Source organism: uncultured Mucilaginibacter sp., assembly GCF_913773635.1.
In the GTDB taxonomy this organism is placed as follows: Bacteria; Bacteroidota; Bacteroidia; order Sphingobacteriales; family Sphingobacteriaceae; genus Mucilaginibacter.
The window spans coordinates 96,950-119,075 of the sequence record NZ_CAJYGQ010000011.1; the positions used below are offsets into that span (position 1 = coordinate 96,950).

Genomic DNA, 22,126 nt, shown 5'->3' on the forward strand with positions numbered 1-22,126 from the left:
AACTTTTAAAGTGCTTATAAGTTTGGGGCATTAACCGCTGCCTGCCAATAAATGGGCCATACGTTAAAAAGTTCCCTTTTAACCGAACAGTAACCCAAATACTTCTTCAATACGGCTTACGGCTTTGATTTCAATTTTGTAGTGTGATAAGTCCAACTGGTTTTTGTCGGCCTTGCCTGACGGTAAATTATATTTTGATATAAATATTTGCTCAAAGCCTAGTTTTTGTGCTTCGGCAATACGTTGCTCAACACGGTTTACGGCACGTACTTCTCCTGAAAGGCCCAGCTCTGCAGCAAAACACGTTTTTGAGGAAATAGGCATATCCTCATGTGAAGAAATAATGGCCGCAGCCAAACCCAGATCAATAGCCGGATCTTCTACCTTAATGCCACCGGTAATATTCAGGAAAACGTCCTGCGTACCCAAGCGGAAACCGCAACGCTTTTCGAGCACAGCCAGCAGCATGTTCATACGGCGCGTATCAAAGCCCGTAGCCGAACGTTGAGGCGTACCATAAGCCGAAGTGCTTACCAACGCCTGCGTTTCAATAAGCATAGGTCTTAACCCTTCTAGCGTTACACTAATAGTTATACCGCTTAAAGCTTCATCGCGCTGCGAGAGCAATATTTCTGATGGATTTGATACCTCGCGTAAGCCGGCGCCCTTCATTTCATAAATACCCAGCTCCGATGCCGAACCGAACCGATTTTTAATGGCGCGCAAAATACGGTATACATGATGCCTGTCTCCCTCAAACTGCAGCACAGTATCAACCATATGTTCCAGTATTTTAGGGCCAGCTATCATACCGTCTTTGGTAATGTGGCCTATCAGAAAAACAGGGGTTGAGCTTTCTTTGGCAAACCTCAGCAATTCGGCTGTACACTCTCGTACCTGCGATACACTGCCCGGTGTAGATTCAATATGTGCCGAATATAGCGTTTGAATCGAGTCTACAATCACCATATCGGGTTGAAGCTGCTCAATTTGCTTAAATATATTCTGGGTTGATGTCTCGGTCAGTACAAAACAGCCTGTGCCGCTGTATCCGCTTACTCTCCCCTCAGGTGGCAGAGGGGTAATCCGTTCCGCCCTCATTTTAATTTGACGGTCGCTCTCCTCGCCCGATACGTAAAGTATTTTAGCTGCAGGCATACTCAACGCCAACTGTAGCATCAGTGTGGATTTACCAATACCAGGCTCACCACCAATGAGTACCAGTGAACCCGGCACAATGCCTCCACCCAAAACCCGGTTAAGTTCCTTATCTGGAGTATAAATGCGGTGTTCTTCAGTAAATGTAATGCTTGATACAGGCACGGCTTTATTTGCCCGCTGCATAGAGGTTGAGCCACTGCCGGGTGCCTTCCAATCAGGAATAGCTGAATTAGGTTTTTCAATTATTTCCTCTACAAAAGTATTCCATTGCTGGCAGGCAGGGCATTTACCCAACCATTTTGGCGATTCGTAGCCACAGCTTTGGCAGAAATATGCTGATTTGGTTTTAGCCATTTTTTTTGATCTCGGAAGTCAGATATTCATTTTCCGATTTGATTGTAAAGGTATAAATTTACTAATAATATTAGCTTAAAAGATAGTAGCTAAAACAAGAAAAGGCTCCAATATGGAGCCTTTTCTTGTTTTCTAAAATCCAAATCGAACATTCGACTTTCGGACTTATAATTTAATTTCCTCATCCTTGGCATTCATAAAGCGGAACTCCGTGATTTGGTAAGAAGGGTTACTTTTTACTTTAATCCATTGTCCGTACTTAAAATACCATTTCATTTGGCGGCTTACGATGCCCTTTTTAATATAAGCTTCAATGTACGGGTGTACACAAAGCGTAATACCTTTTTCGTTCTGTTCTACCAGAATGTAATTGAAATTATTTTCAATATCATCCATTAACAAAACAGTTGGCCTTATGGTGCCAGTACCATGACAGCTAGGGCAAACCTCGCTGGTTACAATATTCATTTCGGGCCTTACACGCTGACGTGTAATTTGCACCAAGCCAAATTTGCTTGGCGGCAAAATAGTGTGCTTGGCCCTGTCATGTGACATTTGCTCGCGCAGGTAGTCAAACAAATCCTTGCGGTTGGTTGGCTTGTGCATGTCAATAAAATCAACAACCACAATACCGCCCATATCGCGCAGGCGCAGCTGGCGGGCAATTTCGCGCGCAGCCTCTTTGTTTACCTGCAGGGCATTGTCTTCCTGGTTTTCTTTGTTAGCCGTGCGGTTACCGCTATTTACGTCAATAACGTGCAGGGCTTCAGTGTGTTCTATTACCAGATAAGCTCCACCGGCCAAATTTACGGTTTTACCGAAGGCCGATTTAATTTGCTTTTCAATGCCGTAATGCTCAAATATAGGGTCGCGGTGCTTATGCAGGCGAACGATGCTCTCCAAATCAGGCGATATTTCATGCACGTACGATTTTACTTCCTCAAATATTGAGTTTTCATTTACGTATATGTGCTGAAAATCGGCGTTTAATATATCGCGCAACAAAGTTGATGTGCGGTCTATTTCGCCTAATATCTTTTTTGAAGGTTCTGTTGCAGGTAAACGCGTCATGAAAGATTCCCACTTTGATATTAAATCAAGCAGGTCTTTTTGCATTTCGGTTACACCCTTACCCTCTGATACGGTACGGATAATTACACCAAAGTTTGCCGGTTTTATCCCTTCTACAATTTTGCGCAGGCGCGTACGCTCTGTGTTGCTCTTTATCTTTTTTGAGATAGAGATTACATCAGAAAACGGCACCAGCACTACATAGCGGCCGGCAATTGACAGGTCGGAACTCAGCCTCGGGCCTTTTGTTGATATAGGCTCTTTAGCAATTTGCACCGGTATAAGCTGGTTTTTAGTTAACACCTCGGATATTTTACCCGCTTTGTTAATATCGGTTTCCAGCTTTAAATCATCTAATAACTTGGTTTGGTAACTACCCCCACGTACCTGTTTGGTTAATTTGAGCAGGCTTTGCACCTGCGGACCTAAATCCAGGTAGTGCAAAAAAGCATCCTTCTCGTATCCAACATCAATAAAGGCAGCATTAAGCCCGGGCATAATTTTTTTAACACGGCCCAGGTAAATGTCACCAACAGTATAATTGTTAGTTATTTGCTCTTTATGAAGTTCAACGAGTTGTTTATCCTGTAACAGGGCAATAGTTGCCCCGTTAGGGGATGAATCGATAATTAATTCTTTTACCAACTGCTACTCCATTTCTTCAAATTGCGGCTAAAAAGCCGCGTATAATATGAGGATAAAAACTTCAATAAAAAAATTGCCTGCCACTACCTTTAAGCAGCCGCAGGCAAACTACCGTAGTAACGGCTTATTTCTTTTTATGTCTGTTTTTTCTTAAACGTTTTTTACGTTTATGAGTAGCCATTTTATGTCTTTTACGTTTTTTACCGCTTGGCATAATAATAATTTTTTAAGGGTTAATTTTTTAATTCGTTAATATAGTTGTCAATGGTTTGACCCATGGTTGGGTCGCCCATTAATTCCTTACATTTAAGGTAAGCCTCAATGGCTTCTTTTTTGCGGCCCAGCTGCTTATAGCTTTCGGCCAGGTAAAAGTAAGGCTCAACCTTACTTCTTTGCGCACTTTCGGGCATAGCCACCATTTTGCTAAAACGGTCAACTGCTTTTTGGTACTGGCCCGATTTCATGGCAAACTGCCCCAGGTTGAGGTTAGCTTTCCAGTTGTCAGGCTCTTTGGCTACTACATCAAGCAACAAGGTAATACCCTGCATCGGGCTTCCGCCTTCTGCATCAGTAATACCCAGGCTGGTTTGGTTTACATAAGCTATGCCTAAGCCGGTTTGTGCTTCGAGGTCGGCTGGTTTAATTGCTTTTGCTGCTTTAAATGCCTCAATAGCATTTTTAACCATTGCCGGTTGTACTGCAGTATCTTGTGTAAACTTGTAGGCATCGTTAAAACGGTTACCTGCATTTACCCAGTTTTCAAAGCTGTTATTGCTTTGGGCAAGTGCCTTATAATAGAAAGCAGCAGGAGCTTGCTGATGTGCAGCATCCCATGCTTTAGCCAGTTCTAACTGTAATTTTTGTTTTTGCGCCGGAGCCGAGGCTTTTACAAGCTCGGCCTCCATTGCAGTAATTTTTTCAGAAGCTTCGCCGCCAATAGCAGCTTTGGCAGGTTGCGATACGGTAGTTACATCAACCACGGCAGTTTCATGATCATGATCATGGCCTTCGTGCTCATCCTGTCCGGCTTTACCAGGTGCGGTACGTTCTTCTTTTGGCTTAATTAACCCTTTTACGGGCTGCGCATACAAATAGCCCATAACCGCAATAACGGCCACCATTGTAACTATTTGTTTTGCTTTCATATACTTAATGTATTAAGCTTTTGCTGTTTTAGTTTTGTTACCTGTTTTTACTTTTTCAACAAATGTTTTTGCTGGTTTAAAGCTGGGCACAAAGTGCTCAGGTATAATGATAGCTGTATTTTTTGAAATGTTACGCGCGGTTTTCTTAGCTCTCTTTTTAACAACAAAGCTGCCGAAGCCTCTAACATATACATTTTCGCCACTTACCATTGACGATTTAACTACTTTAAAAAACGCCTCAACAGTTTCCTGAACATCAACTTTCTCAATCCCGGTCTTAGTTGATATTTCAGCTATAATTTCCGCCTTAGTCATATCTGTTTTCTGTTAATAATTTTATGTAAATACTTAACTGTTTTGGGGTTGCAAAAGTATGGCTTTAATTGGAAAGTTTGAAATAAATGTGCTTTTTTTTACAATGTGTTATAACACCTATATAAACTACTACTACTAATAGCAATTGCAACTGCCTTATGCTTAATTTTGAATTTCATGAATTTTGCAAACCAACTGGTACAATGGTACCATGTAAATAAACGCGATTTACCGTGGCGGCATACAACCAACGCCTATATTATATGGCTGTCTGAGGTTATACTTCAGCAAACCCGTGTTGAACAGGGTTTACCCTACTTTAACCGCTTTTTAGCAGCCTACCCAACAGTAACCGATTTTGCCAACGCCAGTGAAGATGAGATATTAAAGCTTTGGCAGGGACTTGGCTATTACTCGCGTGGCCGCAACATGCTTAAAACCGCACGTCTGGTGCGTGATGAGTATAAGGGAAACTTTCCTGAATCATACCAGGAGCTTATCAAACTTAAAGGTATTGGCGAGTATACGGCGGCGGCTATATCATCATTTGCAGTAAATGAGGCCAGGGCGGTTGTTGACGGAAATGTTTACCGTGTACTTGCCCGCTATTTTGGTGTAGATGAACCTATAAACAGCACAAAAGGTAAAAAGCTTTTTCAGCAGCTGGCAGATGAGGTACTTGATAAAGAGCAACCCGGCATACACAATCAGGCTATGATGGAATTTGGTGCCGTGTTGTGTAAACCCAAAAACCCTGCCTGTGGCATATGTATGGTACGGTTGGGCTGCGAAGCTTTTAAAACCAACGCAACCACTCAACTGCCTGTAAAGCTAAAAACGGTAAAAGTAAAGGAGCGCTTTTTTAACTATTTCTTAATAATAGATAGCAGCCGTATTTTAATGAATAAACGAACCGGCAACGACATTTGGACAGGTCTTTACGATTTACCATTAGTTGAAACTTCAACCTTGACAGAAACCAATGAAATTGTTACATTACCTGAAGTAAAGGCATATTTCGGCCCTACGCTGGAAATTGAAGAGGCTTTTGGCTTGCAAAAACACGTGCTTACGCACCAAAGGTTAATTATACGTTTCGTTAAAGTTAAAGGCAAACCGGTGCATTTTGAACCTGATTGGTTCTATGTTGACATAGAAGAGCTCCATAAACTCGCACTTCCCAAAATCATTTTTAAATTTCTAACTAATTTTTTTAAATTTGAAAACAATTCTCTTTTTTCTAACTAAAACATGTCTGGAATAAATAAAGTAATTTTGGTAGGGCACTTAGGCAAGGATCCCGAGATACGTTACCTGGAAGGCAATGTATCAGTTGTAAGCTTTCCGCTGGCTACTTCGGAGACCTTTAGTAAGGATGGGCGCAAAATTGAACAAACCGAGTGGCACAACATAGTTATGTGGCGCGGATTGGCCGACGTTGCCGCCAAATATTTACAAAAGGGCAAGTTAGTTTACATTGAAGGTAAACTACGTACCCGCTCATTTGAAGACAAAACAGGCATTAAAAAATATACCACAGAAATTGTTGCTGAAAACTTTACGCTTTTAGGCCGTAAAAGCGACTTTGACAATGAAAATCGCCAGGTTGTACGCACTGAAGATGCTGATGCCGGTTATGACCATAATAGCGAGGCTGATAACCTGCCGTTTTAAATTGCACGATACTGTTAAAGTAAGCTTCTTGTATTGCAAGGGGCTTTTTTTTTACCCATTTGTCAGCTTAAGTACATAAATTAAGTTGTACCAGCGGCCTGTGGAACTTTTAAAATCAGTTTGTGTTGTTATCAAAAAACACAAACAAAATGTCTGAAACAGAAAAATCATTAACTTATAAACTTGGCGGCGATATTGAAATTAACCGTTTGGGTTATGGAGCCATGCAACTTACCGGCAACGGTGTGTTTGGAGAGGTAAGCGATAGAGATAACGCTATTGAAGTGCTCAAAGCAGCTGTAGAAAGCGGTGTTAACTTTATTGATACTGCCGAGGCTTATGGCCCTAAATTTAATGAAAGCCTTATTGCCGATGCCCTGCATCCTTATAAACAAGGTTTGGTAATTGCTACAAAGGGTGGCTTTAACCGCCCGGGGCCTAATCAATGGGTTCCAAATGGCAATGCCGACTACATAAAGTCAAATATTGAAGGCAGCCTTGAACGTTTGAAGGTTGATACAATTGACCTATGGCAACTACACCGCATTGACCCTAATGTTGATGTTGAGGAAACTTTAAAGCCGGTTATGGAAGCTGTTGATGCGGGTAAAATAAAATACGTTGGCCTTTCGGAAGTTGATGTGGAGCAAATTGAGCGCGTACGCAAACTTCTTCCAATTGTATCGGTACAAAACCTTTATAACCTGGGCGAGCGTAAGTGGGAAGATGTACTTGATTACACCGCCGAGCAAGGCCTGGCGTTTATACCATGGTACCCTCTTGCATCAGGCCCTGATAAAATGGCCGAAAAAATACAGCACATTGCTCAAAAACATGAAGCCACCACAGCGCAAATTGCATTGGCTTGGCTGCTAAGGCGTTCTGATAATATATTGCTTATACCGGGTACCAAATCTGTAACCCACCTGCATGAAAATCTGGCTGCTGCAAACATTACTTTGAGTGATGATGAGTTTGAAGCTTTATCGAAGTAATAGTTAAAAGCTGTTCATTAATTATAAAAGGCCATTGCTTAAGCAACGGCCTTTTATGTACATCTATACTTTTTCACTTAACGCCTCATATAAAGCAATATATCAGGTTACAGCTTAAAAATCACCGGAATCAGGTATTGTAAACAACTACGCCATGCTACATTTTTGTAATTAAGTTAATAGTGTTCCTAAATAGAAGTAGTAGATCCCTTTAGGAAAAATAGCATGTTAACAACAGGTATAGGAGCACAGATAGCAGCGAGTGTTTATCATGTGCTTCTTTTTTTGCCCGTTTAAACCAAAAAGCTTCCCTTTATTTTTTTGATTAGCGCATTAATTTGCACTACTTTGCCACTTTAACGTATCAGAAATTTCTGATTGAATACTATTTGCTATGACTTACTGCTTAGGCATTAAAGTGAAAGAGGGACTGGTTGCCATTGCCGATACACGCATTACCTCAGGTACTGATGTTACCATCAAGAAGAAACTAACCACGCTGCAAAAGCAAGATTGCTCATTGTTTATTATGACCAGCGGACTTCGCTCTGTACGCGATAAAGCCATCGTTTATTTTGATGAATTGCTGGAAGGTAATGTTGATGAATACAATAAGCTTTACAAAGTAGTAAATGCCTTTGGCGAGCAGGTTAAACGTGTAGGCGAAGAAGACCGGGAAACACTTGAAAAATCGGGCTTTAAATTTAACCTCAATACCATAATTGGCGGGCAAATGAAAGATGATGAAGAGCATAAGCTGTTTTTGCTTTACCCTGAAGGTAACTGGGTTGAACTGGGTAATGGGGCACCATATGTTATTATTGGCAACGCCGCGCAGGGTAAAGCTATACTTAACCGCATACTCAACGAGAATACAAGCATGAAACTGGCTCTCAAAGCCGGCTTCCTTTCTTTTGATTCTACACGCATAAGTGCTGCTGATGTTGATTTTCCTATTGATGTTGCTTTGTATAAAAACGGTAGCTTTGACATGATTGAACAGCACTACGAACAAAAAGATCTTGCAGCGGTATCGGCCAGGTGGGATAAGGAATTGAAAACAGCGCTCAAAAACATACCAAACCAATGGATGGATACCGTGTTGGAGAAAATGAGCAAAACATCAAAAAAACGAAAGAAAGCATGAAGCTAAAGGTTGCCGGCACATTGGGTTACGAGGTTATTACACCAACAACGTTTATTTTAAACATACATGCCCTGCGTACTCCGGCACAGGCGGTACTCGAAGAGAACTTTACTGTTGAGCCATATTTTAAGTTTGAAGAACTGGCGCCGCAACATAATGAAAGCCGTTTTATACGCCTTGAAGTGCCTGAGCCTGCAAAGGTTAACATTAGCTACAGCGCAATAATTGATACCTCGTTTAAGCAAACACCTTGTAACCAGCTAAACCATGTGCCTGTTGCTGCTATGGATGCTTCGGTATTGCCATACCTGTTTCCAAGCCGCTATTGCCAGTCAGACAAGTTGTACCGCTTTGCGCATAGCAAATTTGGCAAAATTGATAATGCCTTTGAAAAAGTATTAACCCTTACCAACTGGATACATGATAATGTTGAGTACTTAAGCGGCTCAACAAATTCACAAACCTCGGCTTATGATACCGTTGCCGAGCTTGCCGGTGTATGCCGCGATTTTGCGCACCTGGGCATAACCCTTTGCCGTGCGCTCGATATTCCGGCAAGATATTTTACCGGTTATGCCTATCAGCTTAACCCACCTGATTTTCATGCGTGCTTTGAAGCCTTTATTGGCAACGAATGGATTATATTTGACGCTACGCGGCTTGTACCGCTTAATGGCTTGGTTAAAATAGCAACAGGCCGTGATGCTGCTGACGCCGCCATTGCCAGTATTTTTGGCGAGGTTAATTTTATGGGTATATCAGCATCATGCCAATTGGCCGATGACAATTTTGATCCTGTGTTTTACAACGGGAATGATAGCCATGGCCTAACCTATCTTTAATTCGCTGCCATCCACTTATTCATGCTTTCAACCTGCTGTGCGTTGGCCGCTACCCATGCTGCAGCTCTTTTATCATTTGCCTGACTAATGTAAAAGGCAAATGCCTGCATATGGGGAGATTGACTGAGCTTGTAGTATGTTGAAGCAAGCTGCGTGCGGAAATAACGATTACCCGATTGCTTTTGCGCAAGTGTGCCCACAGCAGTAAATATAGCTTTAAGCTGATCGGAAAACTTTTCGGCATACTTGTATGGCTTTTTACTTTCTACCCCAGCAACCGCGTTGGTTATAGCCTGGTTCAATGCCAATGCTTCTGCACTCGGTTGCGGTGCTTTTTGCCCCGGTTCGGTTTTTAAAACGCCTCCTTGAATTATACTTTGAATATTACTGTAGGCTTCATCGGCCCGGTTGCCTTTAGGGTCGAGGTATAAAAAGCTGCAAAGGCTCAACAACGCCGGAGCTCGTTCATTTTGATGAAAAGTTACCAAGCCGTATAATCTTAAGCTGGCAGGCTGCCTCGAATTCAATCTTAGAGCATTTACGGCCCGTTGTTCTGCCTCCACATATTGCTTATTCCTGAAATAGGCCAAGCCCAGGCCGTAATTTAAATCATAGCTTGCCGAATCTAATTCAATAGCTGTTTTGTAAGCACTTATTGCTTTGGCTGCCTGCCCGCTACGGTCATAAATCCCCGCCATTAGCGTATAAGAACTCAATAGCACAGGCGCCGTTGGGGCGGCGTTAACCACATCTTGTAAATAAGGTAATGCTTCGGTTCCCCTGCCTGCGGTATTTAAAGCAAACGCCAGCTGATACTTTGCTGTAACGTTAGCCGGATCGGCAGCCAAGGCCGCTTTGTATTTTTCAATGGCAGCCGTATAATTTTTGCTTTTCTGCAGTTCGGAGCCCTCCCTAAGCAAATCGGGTACATTTTGGGCTGCTGCAAAAAAGGCTGGCAGCAGCAACAACAGCAACAGGCTATTTCTAAGTGTTTTAATCATTTTCCACTAAGCTAACATTCAACATCTTTTGTAAAATCAAGGATAAGGTTATAACTATTAAGGCACTTCTTACCGTATAAGTACGCATTGATCGCTGAAATTAAAATAAATTAAAAATTTTATCACTTAAGCAATTTTTATGAAAAACACCGACCTTACAGCCAGAACGTCTGTTGCAATCTCGGTTTCGGAAGCTATCAGGCGCACAACTAACTGGCGCGAATTTATGAACGTAAATTTGCAAGGCACAAATGAAAGCATGGTGCCTAAGGCCGTTTACATGTCTCGCGCTGATATTTTGGCTATGGCCGATGCCTTAAAAGATCCATCTGTAGTGGGCGCACGTGCTTATTTTAGCTTAGACAGCACTAAGGCCGAAGCTGAAAAGAATGTTGTTACCTTTTGCATGGTGATGGTAAGATCATCCGATGACAAACGATGCGGTAAAGATGTTATATATTTGCCTAACAGCACCGACGGTGAAAACGGCAGTATTGACGACTCAGGTATATATGACTATACAAGGCCATGCCCTGACTTTTGCGACATCGATAGTCCGTTGTACCGCGGTGAACACCCCTAACTATTGATTATTGTTTATGAAGGCTTTCTGGCTTTTTTTTATGACTTACATTGTGCCTGCGAGCACGCTATTACCCTTAGGAGCCGGACTGCTTTACTATAAACAAATTAATAAACCACTGCGCACGCTGCTTTTGTACTTGGGCATGGCCCTTATAATGAATATTATAGGTATAACTCTGGCAAGCTTTAAAATAAATAACCTGCCGGGCCTGCATGTGTACACCATTTTAGAGGTGGTAACCTTAATGTTGTATTTTAAACATGCTTTTGAAAGTGAGCGTGCAAACAAATGGATTAACGTAATTTTAATAGCGTTCCCACTGCTTTGTATTGTTAATTTCTCGTTTTTTCAAAGTATTTACGAGTTTAATACCTACACAAGGCCGCTGGGGGCGCTCTTTGTAATTGTAGCAAGCATACTTTACCTTGCCGTTCAAAGCGATTTTAAGCGCACCGACCTTATAACTACATCGGGTAGGATTGTTGCCGCCGGCTTTCTCATATACTTCTGCAGTTCGTTATTCCAGTTTATTTTTTCGAACGTGGTAAGCCATCACGTATCTAAAGATGTAAAGAAAACAATATGGATTTTGCATGCCATCCTGGTTGTAATTATGTACCTGTTTTTTTTGGCTGCTATATTAAATGAACGAAGTAAGCGACAACATTGAGGTACTGGTTATAACGGCAATGATGTGTTCATTCACCATTGTTGTTTGCTTTTTAATTGTTTTAAATCGGAAGCAGCTTGATGCGCTGCGCCAAAAGAAAGCCAACCAGGCTAAAAGTGTTTTTCTGGCCACCATGAGTCATGAAATACGCACACCAATGAACGGTGTGCTTGGTATGGCAGCCTTGCTTAAAGAAACCGAACTTACCACCGAGCAGCGCGAATTCACCCAGTCCATTATTCAAAGCGGTGAAGCCTTATTGAGCGTTATTAATGATATACTCGATTTCTCCAAAATAGAATCGGGGCGCATGGAGATTGATTTGCACGAATTTAATCTTCGTACCTGCATTGAGGACGTGCTTGATCTGTTTGCTCCAAAGCTTTCCAAACTACCGGTTGAGCTGTTTTATGAAATGGATGATGCAGTGCCTGAACTAATTGTAGCTGATAGCTCACGCCTGCGGCAAGTATTGGTAAACCTGGTTGGAAACGCCGTAAAATTTACCAGGGAAGGCCAAATTGTGCTGATGGTAACACAAGAGCAGCAACAGGCAGAAAAACCACAATTAAAGTTTAGTGTAAGCGATACCGGAATTGGCATTGCTACCGAAAACCTACCCAGGCTTTTTGAAGAGTTTACCCAGGCCAATGCTTCTACGTATCGCAAATATGGAGGATCTGGGCTTGGCTTGCTCATCAGCAAAAAACTGGTGCAGCTCATGGGTGGTGAAATTACAGTGGTAAGTGAACCAAATGTTGGTTCATGTTTCAGTTTTGGCATTGAGTATCAATTAACACGCCAGCCTGATAAAGCCATCGATCTTTCGGTACTAAGCGGTAAAAGCGCGCTGGTTATTTACCCTAACCAACAATTTAATAAGGCATTAAGCCAACGCTTAATGAGGTGCGGCCTCAATGTTATGTCCGCCTTAAGCATTGCACAAGCTGAAAGCAACCTTTGCAGCGCTCCTAATATTGACTTATTCATCATTGATTATTCGCTTCCGCAACCTGATCAAATTAAGCTGGCTGCATTAGTTAACGCACGACACCCACATGCCGCAATCATATTACTTAGTAAAGCAGGTTTTGAAATGCTCTCTAATCAGCACTATCCTGCTTTTGGTGTTTTACCGCTACCCGTTAAGCAAAACCATTTAATACGCGAACTGCTCAAGGCTTTTAAACAAACGCATTTAAATGCGGGTATGAGTAAAACAGATGCCTTGTTAAAAGAAGAATTTGCCGCCATGCATCCCTTAAGTATTTTAGTAGCCGAAGACAACCAAATGAATCAGTTGGTTATTTTAAAGGTGCTTAAACGCCTTGGCTACTCACCTACCCTGGCTTGTAACGGAAAAGAAACGGTTGATGCATTGGCTCAAAAATATTTTGATGTTGTTTTGATGGACGTGCAAATGCCGGAGATGGATGGGCTTGAAGCAACGCGGTATATACGTAAGCACCACCGGCACCAACCACATATTGTTGCCATGACGGCCAATGCAATGGTTGAAGACAGGCAGGAATGCTATGATGCCGGTATGAATAACTTTTTAACCAAGCCCATAAAGCTTGAAGCGCTGATGTCGGTATTGGAAAATATTCCGGTATAGGCTATTAATAATCTCCTGTTGATAGCATAACCAGCGTACAGGCCGATAGTGTTTCAATTCCGCGTTCACGGGCCAGGCTGCGCAATTCGGGGTTTTCCGTACCAGGATTAAATATGATACGCTTCGGGTTAGTAGCCAAGATGTAATCATATAACGGCGGTTGATTTTGAGGACCAACGTACAATGTTATCGTATCAATATCCGCGTGTATCTCTTCTGCCTTTTCAATGGCAACGCCTGCTACTTCTCCTTTTTTTATGCCCACGTTTACTATGGGGTGCCCGGTGCGCACCAGCCTGTTGGCGGCAAGGTAGGCATAACGGCTTGAGTCGGGCGTGGCTCCTAATATGAGTGTTTTCTTTTGGCTAGTAAGCATGGTTAATACGGTTTAATAATGCAATTTGGCCAGCATGATAAACCTGGTGCTCTATTAGCCCGCAAACCAAGTCTTTATACGTAGTAACGGGTTCGCCCATGTTGCGTTTATCGTTAATTAAATCATTCCATTTCTCATCAGGAAATGCCTGCAATGTTTTAATTAAATTGCTGTTGGCTTCATCTAAATCAATAACCAACTGCTGCCAGTTTTGTTCAGATGCTTCTCCCGGTTCGGGCCAATCGCCACGCTGAGGTAACTGCGCCTCATTTCCTTTTAACCGGCTAATGGTTTCCTCTGTCCAGGTGGTCATATGCAGTACAATGTGAGCAATACTATGCACAGAACCATGCGGCTTGTTGAAGGCCGCCATCCAGCTACCCTCGGTTACAATAGTGCTAATGGGCGTACCGTACCAAGGCTGGCCAACAAAAACGGTTTCTAATTGGTGCTGCAGTTTACCGGCAATATTCATAGTATTCCAATAGTAGTGTTTATGTACAACTGTTTAATAATCAAGCTCGGTGGCTGGGTCCCAGTAAACGGTTTTAAAGTTTTGCACCTTGTCACCTATTACCATTACACCCTCAGCCGCCAGCAGGGCTTTACGGTGTTCAATGCCAGCCGTATCGCCGGTTAAGCGGCCCTGACTGTTTACCACCCGTTGAAAAGGAACGGGCGGTGTAACACCATCAAGCAATCCCATTGCCTTACCCACCTTGCGCGACCAGTTGCCCGCACCTAAGAACCGGGCAATGGCACCGTATGAAGTTACCCTTCCCGGCGGAACCTGGCGGGCAACTTCAAAAACGTGGTTGTTAAAGTTTGCATCGGCGGCACACATATATTACTCAAACGAAAATTTAAGATAGTTGATGTTCTTATTATCCTTCAAATACTTTTTTTCGTAGTAAGTTTTAATATTCAGCACCTCATCTGCATACAGGGAGTGATAAAGGTCTTCTGTTTTTACATGCAACCTCAGGCCTAACTCTTCTATTTTTTCGGCAGTGTAAGCATGGAGTCCGTCGTTATCAGTTTTAAGGTTAATAAAACCTCCCGGTTTAAGCAGCTGCTTATATTTTTCGAGGAAACGAGGAGCGGTTAACCGCTTTTTCTCGCGGCTTATTTGCGGCTGCGGATCGGGGAAGGTAATCCATATTTCATCAACTTCTCCGGGGGCAAAAAAATCAGTAAGGTTTTCTATTTGGATACGCAAAAAGCCAACGTTGGTAATACCTTCTTCAAGCGCAGTTTTGGCACCCCGCCATATGCGGTTACCTTTATAATCTACCCCAATAAAGTTTTTTTGCGCAAATAGCTGTGCAAGGTTCACGGTGTATTCGCCCTTACCGCAGGCAAGCTCAAGTACTACAGGCTGGTCATTTTTAAAAAACTCAGCAGCCCAATTGCCTTTATAAGGTATACCTGCATCTAACTGTACCACATTGCTGAATGTGTCAACCTCGGCAAAACGTTTTAGTTTATCTTTTCCCACTTGTGTTTAAAAACGTCAAAAATACAAAGAATATAGCAAGCGCAAACATTGCATTGCCAGCAAAGCCGGCTAAACGTTAAAACAGCCTGCATGTTAAAAATTATTACATTTGCCGCATGGCTTCTGTTAAACCCTCAGTACCTAAAGGCATGCGCGATTTCTCGCCGGCCGAAATGGTAAAACGCAATTATATTTTCGACACCATAAAATCAGTTTTCCGCAAATTTGGCTATCAGCAGATAGAAACTCCGACTATGGAAAACTCGGCCACGCTGATGGGAAAATATGGCGATGAGGGCGACAGGTTGATATTTAAAGTTCTTAACAGCGGCGATTATTTAAGCAAAGCACAGCCCGAATGGCTGGGCAGTACTAATGCCAAGCTTACCAATCATATATCAGAAAAAGCACTGCGGTACGACCTTACCGTGCCTTTTGCCCGCTATGTAGTGCAGCACCAAAATGATATTACGTTCCCTTTTAAACGCTTTCAGGTGCAGCCGGTTTGGCGCGCCGACCGTCCGCAAAAAGGTCGTTACCGCGAGTTTTACCAGTGCGACGCTGATGTTGTAGGATCAAACTCGTTATTAAATGAGGCAGAGTTTATTTTGATTTATGATGAGGCGTTAAGCAAGCTTGGACTTACTAATTTCACCATTAAAATTAACAACCGTAAAATACTGGCCGGTATTGCCGAAATTATAGGCAAGCCCGAGCTTATAGTTGACATGACGGTAGCCATTGATAAGCTTGATAAAATTGGACTTGATGGCGTGGTGAATGAGCTACTGACAAAAGGATTTACCCGGGAAGATATTGACCGTTTAGAACCGGTAATATTACTACAGGGTGCCAATGCCGAAAAGCTTGAGAAACTAAAAACCATTCTTTCGGCATCTGAAACAGGGCTTAAGGGCATTGCCGAATTAGAAACCATACTTAGCTACCTGCAAAGCTTTACCCTGATTAAAGCCACTGTTGAGGTTGATATTACTCTTGCCCGCGGATTGAACTATTATACAGGAGCTATTTTTGAGGTCAAAACTAACGAAACCGTTATGGGCAGCATTGGCGGCGGCGGCCGTTATGATGATCTTACCGGCATGTTTGGCCTGAAAGGATTAACAGGCGCAGGCATCTCTTTTGGCGCCGACCGTATATATGACGTATTAGAAGAACTCAAACTTTTTCCCGAAGCCAGCAACCAAACCACCCGCGTTTTAATTTGCCCGTTTGATGCAGCAGGTGAAACTTATGCACTGCCTTTGCTGCAACAATTGCGCACTGCCAGTATTAATGCCGAACTATATCCTGCGGGTGCAAAAATTAAAAAGCAGCTTGATTATGCCAATAACAAAAACATACCGTACGTAGTGGTTATAGGCAGTGATGAAGTGCAAAGCGGACAGCTTACGCTTAAAAACATGCAAACCGGCGAGCAACAAAAGTTATCGGCTGATAATATATTGGCTGTTGTAAAATAACATTTGTCACCTCGAAGGATAGTAAGGGATATTTTCAACTGGACAATCTGATTGCTTTGATAAGATCGCTCGCTCTGGGAAATGACAATATGTTTGATTGATAATTAAACAGCACTACTCGTCCACCTGTTCTTTTAAATATTCCAGCGCCTTTTTTAAATCAGCTTTGGTTTTGTGAATATCTTTCCAAGGGTCGTCAATATTTTTAAGCCTGTCGGGCATGGTGTAAATGGTATAATCGGCAAGAGAAAGCTTATTATTTACCTCCTCCCAGTGCAGCGGCGTTGACACCGTTGCACCAGGCTTGGGCCGTACCGAATAAGGGGCAGCAATGGTTTGTCCGCGGCGGTTCTGCAAAAAATCAATGTATGTTTTGTTAGGCCGCTTAGCCGGACTACGTTCTATGCTGGTAATATCGGGCAGCTCGGCATGTACCAGCGTCGCTGCGTATTCGGCAAACATCTTTACAAAATCATAATCGTATTTAGCACCCAGGTAACAGTAAATATGCAGCCCTTTTGAGCCTGATGTTTTGATAAACGTTTCAAGCTTCATGCGTTTAAATACTTCCCTGGATTTAAGGGCCACCTCTACCGCATCAGTAAAAGGTACGTCGTGCGGGTCAACATCAATTACTACATAATCGGGCTTATCGGGTGTTTGATAGCTGCTTAGCCATGGGTTAATCTCTATGCTGCCTAAGTTCACTACATACAGTAATGTAGCCTCATCATGGCCAACAATGTAGTTTATGTTTTTATCATTACTTTCCGAGTAAAGCTTTTCGGTTTTTATCCATGAAGGCAAGTGCGTTTCATCCACATCTTTTTGAAAAAATCCGGGATCATCAATGCCGTTAGGCTGCCTGCGCATTGATAAGGCTTTGTTTTTAAGATAAGGCAGCATATAAGGTGCTATGTCACGGTAATAGTTTAAAAGCTCTCCTTTGCTTATGCCTTCCTTTTTCCAGTACAGCTTATTTTGGTTAGTTAACTTAACTTTTTTGCGTCCGTAAGTCACGGTTGTTTCGTCGGCCAGTTGTTTGTCGGGTGTTTCCTGTAAAACGTTGCCAGCTTCTTTGTCCATACGCAAACCTTTAAACACCGGGTGGCGCATGCTTCCATCTTCCGTCCACTCCGAATAAAAAACTTCACACACCAATTCAGGCTTTACCCAGGTAACCTTGCCGTGATAATTAATCTTGTCGACAAAAGGCCGCTCATCGGTTACTAAAGGTTCAAGTTTTTCATATAAGTCCTTCAAGCTTTCACTATTGAAACCGGTACCGCAATTGCCAATGTATCTTAATTCTTCCCCTTGCTGCAAACCTAATACCAGCGAGCCTAAATGCTTACGGCTTCCCTTTGGCTCGGTAAACCCGCATATAATTGCCTCCTGCGAGTTTTGTAACTTAAACTTCAACCACCGGTCAGAACGGCGACCACCGTCATATGCGCTCTGCGTGTCTTTACCTATCACGCCTTCCCAGCCTTGCTTTTGGGCTTTCATCAGCATGTCTTTACCCTTGCCTATGGTATGCTCCATATAAAAAATGGAAGTATCATCAGGAAAGGTATCAACAAAAGCCTTTAACAGTTCCTTGCGCTTTATTAAAGGCAATTCGCGCAAATCATGACCATCCAGCCGCAATAAATCAAATACATAGTATTTAAGCGTGCGCTTGTTTTTCTGGCTGTCGTAGTTTTGCAGGTCCTGAAAAACGCTGCGGCCATTGCTGTCTTCCAATACAATTTCGCCATCCAGCACGGCTCCTTTTGGCAAAGCCTTTATGTCGTCATAAACCTTTTCATATTTACCGTTAAATTCAATGCCGTTACGTGATATAAGGGCGGCATCTTTGCCGGTATAGCCCAGCGCACGATAACCATCTATCTTCATTTCGTACAGCCAGTTCTTGTCATCGAATATCTTTGGCTCAAGCTTAGCAAGCATGGGTTTATACCTGCGGGCAGTTACGTCCTTTTCTTCAGCATTATTGCCAGCCTCTTTAACCTCCTTTTTTTTAGCTGCAGGTTTTGCTTTGGGTAAGTTAATATCCAGCAATTTGTGCTTAGGCAGTTTTTTTATTTTACCATCCTTATTGTTTTTAAGTTCTTTAATGTTTTCGGGAATAAAATCTTCACTGCTGAATTTTTTTGTTACGGCATATTCATCCTTATGCTTTATAAGCAGCCATGAATTGTCATCGTCCTTATCGGCATTGTGTAACTTTACCAATGCAAATTCACCGTTTAACACTTTGCCTTTAAGCCTGAATTTTAAGTTACCCGCCTTCAATCCCTTATGTAACTCCTTCACATCATCGCTACGGTTTTCGGCTAATGACTCATATGTACCCTGGTCAAATGTTATTACTATACCCGCGCCGTACTCACCGTTAGGTATAATGCCTTCAAAATACTGATAGTCGTACGGATGATCTTCAACCATCATAGCCAGACGCTTATCACCGGGGTTTAGAGAAGGGCCTTTAGGCACTGCCCAGCTTTTGAGCACACCATCTAACTCAAGCCTGAAATCATAATGCAAGTGCGAGGCATGATGCCGCTGCACTACAAAACGCAGTTCTTTATTATCGCTTTTACCACCCTTAGGCTCTGATGTTTTTTTGAAGTTACGCTTGGCTTCATACTTTTCTAAACTCATGGCTTAGGCTCCTTTTTTGTTAAGACTTTGCATTAGCTGTTCGTATAAATCATCGCCTTTGGTTTTGGCAACTTTAAGCTTTTTGATGGTTGGCCGTTTGCCTTTAGCTTTGGCTTTAATAATTTTCAACAGTTCGTCGGTGTAATCATCTTTAAACTTCGATACGTTAAAATCTTCGGTATACTGTTTTATGAGGGCAAGGCCCATATCAAGTTCTTTTTTACTTACGTTAGCATCGGGCAGTTTAAGGTCGTCAGTTTTACGCAACTCCTGGGCAAAACGTATTTTACTTACTACCAAAGCATTTTCTACGGGGTGTATAATGCATAAGCTTTCAGTATTACGCAGCACAAAACGGCCAAAACCGGCTTTACCTGTTTTTTTTAAGGCTTGTAACAATAAATTGTAAGCTTTGCTGTTTTTTGCATCGGGTTCGGCGTAGTACGACGTTTCGTAATACATAGGGTTAATATCCTGCGCCTCTACAAAGCTTTCTATTTCAATAAGCTTTGTTTTTTCAGGACTGGCATCTTCAAAATCGCGCTGCTCAAGCACCACGTAATCATCATTTAATTTGTAAGCGCGTACAATTTTATCATAAGGCACCTCTTTGTGTGTATTTTCATTAACACGCAGGAAACGGATTTTGGCGTGGTCGCGCCCGTCGAGCATATCCAGGTCAAGCGAGCTGCTTTGCACGGCGGAGTACAGTTTTACCGGAATATTTACCAAACCGAAACCGATTGAACCTTTCCATATAGACCTCATCATAACAACAGCGTTTAGGTATATATAACCGTTAAACTGCTCAATGAGTTTTGGCATCAACAAACGAATGTTTAAGTTGATATACAACAATATATCGTTTCAACTGTAGTTATACTACTCTTTGCCTTTACCTGTATGAATGCTCAGTTACAACAAATACAAAGCGCATTGAAAGAGATGGTACTCACCTACATTGAAGCACAAAAGGTGAATATTGAATCATCATACGATGCCAGGGTTAACGCTGCCGAAACCAACATTAGGGTTATTGCCAATAAACGCCTGCCTTTTTCTGTATACGATTTAATGAAGCATTTGCACGTACTGGATGAAATTGAGTTTGAAAGCTCAGAGGCGTCGGTACAGTATGTGGTGCAAATAATTGCCAGTATAACCAACTTTACAACTATTTGGGAACGTTGCCTAAGCCGTTGGGGCACGCAGGCAGCAGCGCAGGTTGCCCTGCAAAACATATTTGAGCTTTGTGATAGCATGAAGAGCAACTATCAAACTGTTGCAGCCTTTGCTGCCGATTCATAGCTCACACCTACCCCTTCATTTTTACTTTTGCCTTACGGGTTAAGCCTGAGGTAACTGCATAATTAATGAACTGCTTTTTGTACCTTTGTAAACTTTTTTGCATTGGTTTAACAGTTACACTAAAGGCTAACGTATAACGCCTTGGTAAATATTAATCCTTCGCTTAAACAAGCAATCATTTGCAGCTTAAGGGCAAGCTATGCTACCCTGCAGTTGCAATAATGGCTTCTAAAAATGAGATAATACATCATGTTAGATAAATTAGAACTGATACGTGACCGCTGGCAAACAGTAGAGAACGAACTAAGCAGCCCGGATGCAATGGCTGATATGAAACGCTTTGCTCAGCTTAACAAGGAATACAAAGATCTTACCGCCGTTGTTGAGCAGTACAAAATTTACAAAAACATACTGAGCAACATTGATACAAACAAAGAAATTTTAGCTACCGAAAAAGACGAGGAGTTTCGTGAGATGGCTAAAATGGAGTTGGACGAGTTAATTACACAGCGCGAGGAAAAGGAAGAAGAAATACGCTTGATGCTGATTCCGAAAGATCCGGAAGATGCGCGCCCTGCTATTGTTGAGATACGTGGCGGCACCGGCGGTGATGAAGCGGCCCTTTTTGCCGGCGACCTTTACCGCATGTACATGCGTTATTGCGAACGCATGGGCTGGAGAACTGAGCTGGTTGACTGTACCGAAGGAACATCAGGCGGCTATAAGGAGATTGTGTTTAATGTAAACGCAGAGGATGCTTACGGTACGCTGAAGTATGAATCGGGCGTGCACCGTGTACAGCGTGTGCCCGATACTGAAACGCAGGGCCGTGTACATACATCGGCTGCAACAGTAGTTGTGCTACCAGAGGCTGACGAGTTTGATATTGACCTTAAGGTAAGCGATATACGTAAAGATTTATTCTGCGCGTCTGGTCCGGGTGGGCAATCGGTAAATACCACTTACTCGGCGGTACGTTTAACCCACATACCTACCGGTATTGTGGCGCAGTGCCAGGATCAGAAGTCGCAATTGAAAAACTACGATAAAGCTTTACAGGTACTTCGCTCACGTATTTACGAGGTTGAACTTCAAAAACACCTGGAAGAAACGTCGAAAAAACGCAAAACCATGGTATCAACCGGCGACCGCTCAGCCAAGGTTCGCACCTATAATTACCCACAGGGCCGTGTTACCGAGCACCGTATTGGATTAACTATTTACAACCTTCCAAACGTTATGAACGGTGATTTACAAGAGATTATGGAATCATTACAGTTTGCTGAAAACGCTGAAAAACTGAAAGAAGGAACGGTAGCATAATTTTTAAAAAAAGTTCTTGCACAAAGCAAATGTGATTTCTATATTTGCAGTCCCAAACGGGAGGAGTGGTAGTTCAGCTGGTTAGAATACATGCCTGTCACGCATGGGGTCGCGGGTTCGAGTCCCGTCCATTCCGCTAAAAGGGTGTCAAAGCCCACCGAAAGCGCTTAAATCAATGATTTAGGCGCTTTTTTTGTGCGACTAGGTATCGGCTACTCATCCTTTGTTATGCTTATGTATGACTTC

The 22,126-nt window shown here is 42.5% G+C and carries 23 protein-coding genes and 1 tRNA gene; 12 read left to right on the forward strand and 12 right to left on the reverse strand.

Annotated features, from left to right (window positions below; translation table 11 throughout):
- Positions 1-78: 78 nt before the first annotated feature.
- From radA to QZ407_RS13830, 5 genes are all read right to left on the reverse strand, one after another.
- Positions 79-1,515 carry a DNA repair protein RadA gene (gene radA, locus QZ407_RS13815; RefSeq protein WP_295772098.1) on the reverse strand — a complete coding sequence of 479 codons (1,437 nt, stop codon included), beginning with the start codon at positions 1,513-1,515 and terminating at the stop codon, positions 79-81.
- A 165-nt stretch (positions 1,516-1,680) separates the two neighbouring features.
- Positions 1,681-3,231, reverse strand: coding sequence for an Rne/Rng family ribonuclease (locus tag QZ407_RS13820; protein ID WP_295772100.1), 1,551 nt, complete (start codon positions 3,229-3,231; stop codon positions 1,681-1,683).
- A 124-nt stretch (positions 3,232-3,355) separates the two neighbouring features.
- On the reverse strand, positions 3,356-3,445 hold the full coding sequence (locus QZ407_RS17555; protein ID WP_008506795.1) for a hypothetical protein: 90 nt from the start codon (positions 3,443-3,445) through the stop codon (positions 3,356-3,358).
- Between the two features lie 19 nt (positions 3,446-3,464).
- The gene (locus QZ407_RS13825; protein ID WP_295772102.1) at positions 3,465-4,376 is read right to left on the reverse strand and encodes a tetratricopeptide repeat protein; all 912 of its coding nucleotides are present in this window, start codon (positions 4,374-4,376) and stop codon (positions 3,465-3,467) included.
- Positions 4,377-4,388: 12 nt separating this feature from the next.
- On the reverse strand, positions 4,389-4,691 hold the full coding sequence (locus tag QZ407_RS13830) for an HU family DNA-binding protein (RefSeq protein WP_157540247.1): 303 nt from the start codon (positions 4,689-4,691) through the stop codon (positions 4,389-4,391).
- A 177-nt stretch (positions 4,692-4,868) separates the two neighbouring features.
- Between QZ407_RS13830 and mutY the strand changes: the two genes are divergently transcribed.
- The 5 genes from mutY (at position 4,869) to QZ407_RS13855 (ending at position 9,349) form a co-directional block, all read left to right on the forward strand.
- Positions 4,869-5,939 carry an A/G-specific adenine glycosylase gene (mutY, locus tag QZ407_RS13835; protein ID WP_295772106.1) on the forward strand — a complete coding sequence of 357 codons (1,071 nt, stop codon included), beginning with the start codon at positions 4,869-4,871 and terminating at the stop codon, positions 5,937-5,939.
- 3 nt (positions 5,940-5,942) lie between these two features.
- Entirely contained in the window at positions 5,943-6,365 is a 423-nt protein-coding gene (gene ssb, locus QZ407_RS13840) for a single-stranded DNA-binding protein (RefSeq protein ID WP_295772107.1), read from the forward strand.
- 149 nt (positions 6,366-6,514) lie between these two features.
- Complete coding sequence (locus QZ407_RS13845) at positions 6,515-7,360, forward strand: aldo/keto reductase (protein WP_295772109.1); 846 nt, start codon at positions 6,515-6,517, stop codon at positions 7,358-7,360.
- Positions 7,361-7,754: 394 nt separating this feature from the next.
- On the forward strand, positions 7,755-8,507 hold the full coding sequence (locus QZ407_RS13850) for a peptidase (protein ID WP_295772110.1): 753 nt from the start codon (positions 7,755-7,757) through the stop codon (positions 8,505-8,507).
- Entirely contained in the window at positions 8,447-9,349 is a 903-nt protein-coding gene (locus tag QZ407_RS13855) for a transglutaminase family protein (protein ID WP_295772111.1), read from the forward strand. The genes QZ407_RS13850 and QZ407_RS13855 overlap by 61 nt, the downstream gene beginning before the upstream one ends.
- Here the strand turns inward: QZ407_RS13855 and QZ407_RS13860 are convergent.
- Entirely contained in the window at positions 9,346-10,350 is a 1,005-nt protein-coding gene (locus tag QZ407_RS13860; protein WP_295772113.1) for a tetratricopeptide repeat protein, read from the reverse strand. The genes QZ407_RS13855 and QZ407_RS13860 overlap by 4 nt on opposite strands.
- A 139-nt stretch (positions 10,351-10,489) precedes the next feature.
- Here QZ407_RS13860 and QZ407_RS13865 point away from each other — a divergent pair, with 139 nt between their 5' ends.
- Genes QZ407_RS13865 through QZ407_RS13875 form a run of 3 tightly spaced genes read left to right on the forward strand, consistent with a single transcriptional unit; the run spans position 10,490 to position 13,224 of the window.
- Positions 10,490-10,933 (forward strand): hypothetical protein, encoded by a 444-nt coding sequence (locus tag QZ407_RS13865; protein WP_295772115.1) that lies wholly within the window; start codon positions 10,490-10,492, stop codon positions 10,931-10,933.
- Positions 10,934-10,949: 16 nt separating this feature from the next.
- Entirely contained in the window at positions 10,950-11,606 is a 657-nt protein-coding gene (locus tag QZ407_RS13870) for a hypothetical protein (RefSeq protein WP_295772117.1), read from the forward strand.
- Positions 11,581-13,224, forward strand: a complete 1,644-nt coding sequence (locus QZ407_RS13875; RefSeq protein WP_295772119.1) for a response regulator — start codon at positions 11,581-11,583, stop codon at positions 13,222-13,224. The genes QZ407_RS13870 and QZ407_RS13875 overlap by 26 nt, the downstream gene beginning before the upstream one ends.
- 4 nt (positions 13,225-13,228) lie before the next feature.
- Here the strand turns inward: QZ407_RS13875 and QZ407_RS13880 are convergent, their stop codons facing one another.
- Genes QZ407_RS13880 through trmB form a run of 4 tightly spaced genes read right to left on the reverse strand, consistent with a single transcriptional unit; the run spans position 13,229 to position 15,098 of the window.
- Complete coding sequence (locus QZ407_RS13880) at positions 13,229-13,600, reverse strand: CoA-binding protein (RefSeq protein ID WP_157540256.1); 372 nt, start codon at positions 13,598-13,600, stop codon at positions 13,229-13,231.
- Positions 13,590-14,075: a DinB family protein gene (locus tag QZ407_RS13885; RefSeq protein WP_295772121.1), complete on the reverse strand. Its 486-nt coding sequence runs from the start codon at positions 14,073-14,075 to the stop codon at positions 13,590-13,592. The genes QZ407_RS13880 and QZ407_RS13885 overlap by 11 nt, the downstream gene beginning before the upstream one ends.
- Before the next feature lie 33 nt (positions 14,076-14,108).
- Positions 14,109-14,444 carry an MGMT family protein gene (locus tag QZ407_RS13890; RefSeq protein ID WP_295772123.1) on the reverse strand — a complete coding sequence of 112 codons (336 nt, stop codon included), beginning with the start codon at positions 14,442-14,444 and terminating at the stop codon, positions 14,109-14,111.
- A 3-nt stretch (positions 14,445-14,447) separates the two neighbouring features.
- A complete protein-coding gene (gene trmB / locus QZ407_RS13895) occupies positions 14,448-15,098 on the reverse strand; it encodes a tRNA (guanosine(46)-N7)-methyltransferase TrmB (protein WP_295772124.1) in 651 nt (216 codons plus the stop codon).
- Positions 15,099-15,214: 116 nt separating this feature from the next.
- Here trmB and hisS point away from each other — a divergent pair, with 116 nt between their 5' ends.
- The gene (gene hisS, locus QZ407_RS13900; protein ID WP_295772126.1) at positions 15,215-16,582 is read left to right on the forward strand and encodes a histidine--tRNA ligase; all 1,368 of its coding nucleotides are present in this window, start codon (positions 15,215-15,217) and stop codon (positions 16,580-16,582) included.
- A 114-nt stretch (positions 16,583-16,696) separates the two neighbouring features.
- Here hisS and ligD read toward each other — a convergent pair whose 3' ends face one another.
- Entirely contained in the window at positions 16,697-19,249 is a 2,553-nt protein-coding gene (ligD, locus tag QZ407_RS13905) for a DNA ligase D (RefSeq protein WP_295772127.1), read from the reverse strand.
- A gap of 3 nt (positions 19,250-19,252) precedes the next feature.
- The gene (locus QZ407_RS13910; protein WP_295772388.1) at positions 19,253-20,017 is read right to left on the reverse strand and encodes a Ku protein; all 765 of its coding nucleotides are present in this window, start codon (positions 20,015-20,017) and stop codon (positions 19,253-19,255) included.
- Positions 20,018-20,152: 135 nt separating this feature from the next.
- On the opposite strand from QZ407_RS13910, the gene QZ407_RS13915 reads away from it, so the two are divergent.
- From QZ407_RS13915 to QZ407_RS13925, 3 genes are all read left to right on the forward strand, one after another.
- Positions 20,153-20,557, forward strand: a complete 405-nt coding sequence (locus QZ407_RS13915) for a hypothetical protein (protein ID WP_295772129.1) — start codon at positions 20,153-20,155, stop codon at positions 20,555-20,557.
- Between the two features lie 249 nt (positions 20,558-20,806).
- Entirely contained in the window at positions 20,807-21,880 is a 1,074-nt protein-coding gene (gene prfA, locus QZ407_RS13920; protein ID WP_295772131.1) for a peptide chain release factor 1, read from the forward strand.
- Positions 21,881-21,942: 62 nt separating this feature from the next.
- Positions 21,943-22,016 (forward strand) — tRNA-Asp (locus QZ407_RS13925).
- The last annotated feature ends 110 nt before the right edge of the window (positions 22,017-22,126 follow it).

What these genes read in the sequence shown, in the direction of transcription:
- QZ407_RS13855 (WP_295772111.1), top strand. Translation starts at nt 8,447, where the DNA reads ATGGATGGATACCGTGTTGGAGAAAATGAGCAAAACATCAAAAAAACG.
- QZ407_RS13880 (WP_157540256.1), bottom strand. Translation starts at nt 13,600, where the DNA reads ATGCTTACTAGCCAAAAGAAAACACTCATATTAGGAGCCACGCCCGAC.
- mutY (WP_295772106.1), top strand. Translation starts at nt 4,869, where the DNA reads ATGAATTTTGCAAACCAACTGGTACAATGGTACCATGTAAATAAACGC.
- QZ407_RS17555 (WP_008506795.1), bottom strand. Translation starts at nt 3,445, where the DNA reads ATGCCAAGCGGTAAAAAACGTAAAAGACATAAAATGGCTACTCATAAA.
- QZ407_RS13890 (WP_295772123.1), bottom strand. Translation starts at nt 14,444, where the DNA reads ATGTGTGCCGCCGATGCAAACTTTAACAACCACGTTTTTGAAGTTGCC.
- QZ407_RS13830 (WP_157540247.1), bottom strand. Translation starts at nt 4,691, where the DNA reads ATGACTAAGGCGGAAATTATAGCTGAAATATCAACTAAGACCGGGATT.
- ssb (WP_295772107.1), top strand. Translation starts at nt 5,943, where the DNA reads ATGTCTGGAATAAATAAAGTAATTTTGGTAGGGCACTTAGGCAAGGAT.
- QZ407_RS13910 (WP_295772388.1), bottom strand. Translation starts at nt 20,017, where the DNA reads ATGAGGTCTATATGGAAAGGTTCAATCGGTTTCGGTTTGGTAAATATT.
- prfA (WP_295772131.1), top strand. Translation starts at nt 20,807, where the DNA reads ATGTTAGATAAATTAGAACTGATACGTGACCGCTGGCAAACAGTAGAG.
- QZ407_RS13825 (WP_295772102.1), bottom strand. Translation starts at nt 4,376, where the DNA reads ATGAAAGCAAAACAAATAGTTACAATGGTGGCCGTTATTGCGGTTATG.
- QZ407_RS13860 (WP_295772113.1), bottom strand. Translation starts at nt 10,350, where the DNA reads ATGATTAAAACACTTAGAAATAGCCTGTTGCTGTTGTTGCTGCTGCCA.
- radA (WP_295772098.1), bottom strand. Translation starts at nt 1,515, where the DNA reads ATGGCTAAAACCAAATCAGCATATTTCTGCCAAAGCTGTGGCTACGAA.
- QZ407_RS13850 (WP_295772110.1), top strand. Translation starts at nt 7,755, where the DNA reads ATGACTTACTGCTTAGGCATTAAAGTGAAAGAGGGACTGGTTGCCATT.
- hisS (WP_295772126.1), top strand. Translation starts at nt 15,215, where the DNA reads ATGGCTTCTGTTAAACCCTCAGTACCTAAAGGCATGCGCGATTTCTCG.
- ligD (WP_295772127.1), bottom strand. Translation starts at nt 19,249, where the DNA reads ATGAGTTTAGAAAAGTATGAAGCCAAGCGTAACTTCAAAAAAACATCA.
- QZ407_RS13915 (WP_295772129.1), top strand. Translation starts at nt 20,153, where the DNA reads ATGAATGCTCAGTTACAACAAATACAAAGCGCATTGAAAGAGATGGTA.
- QZ407_RS13875 (WP_295772119.1), top strand. Translation starts at nt 11,581, where the DNA reads ATGAACGAAGTAAGCGACAACATTGAGGTACTGGTTATAACGGCAATG.
- QZ407_RS13885 (WP_295772121.1), bottom strand. Translation starts at nt 14,075, where the DNA reads ATGAATATTGCCGGTAAACTGCAGCACCAATTAGAAACCGTTTTTGTT.
- QZ407_RS13845 (WP_295772109.1), top strand. Translation starts at nt 6,515, where the DNA reads ATGTCTGAAACAGAAAAATCATTAACTTATAAACTTGGCGGCGATATT.
- QZ407_RS13870 (WP_295772117.1), top strand. Translation starts at nt 10,950, where the DNA reads ATGAAGGCTTTCTGGCTTTTTTTTATGACTTACATTGTGCCTGCGAGC.
- QZ407_RS13865 (WP_295772115.1), top strand. Translation starts at nt 10,490, where the DNA reads ATGAAAAACACCGACCTTACAGCCAGAACGTCTGTTGCAATCTCGGTT.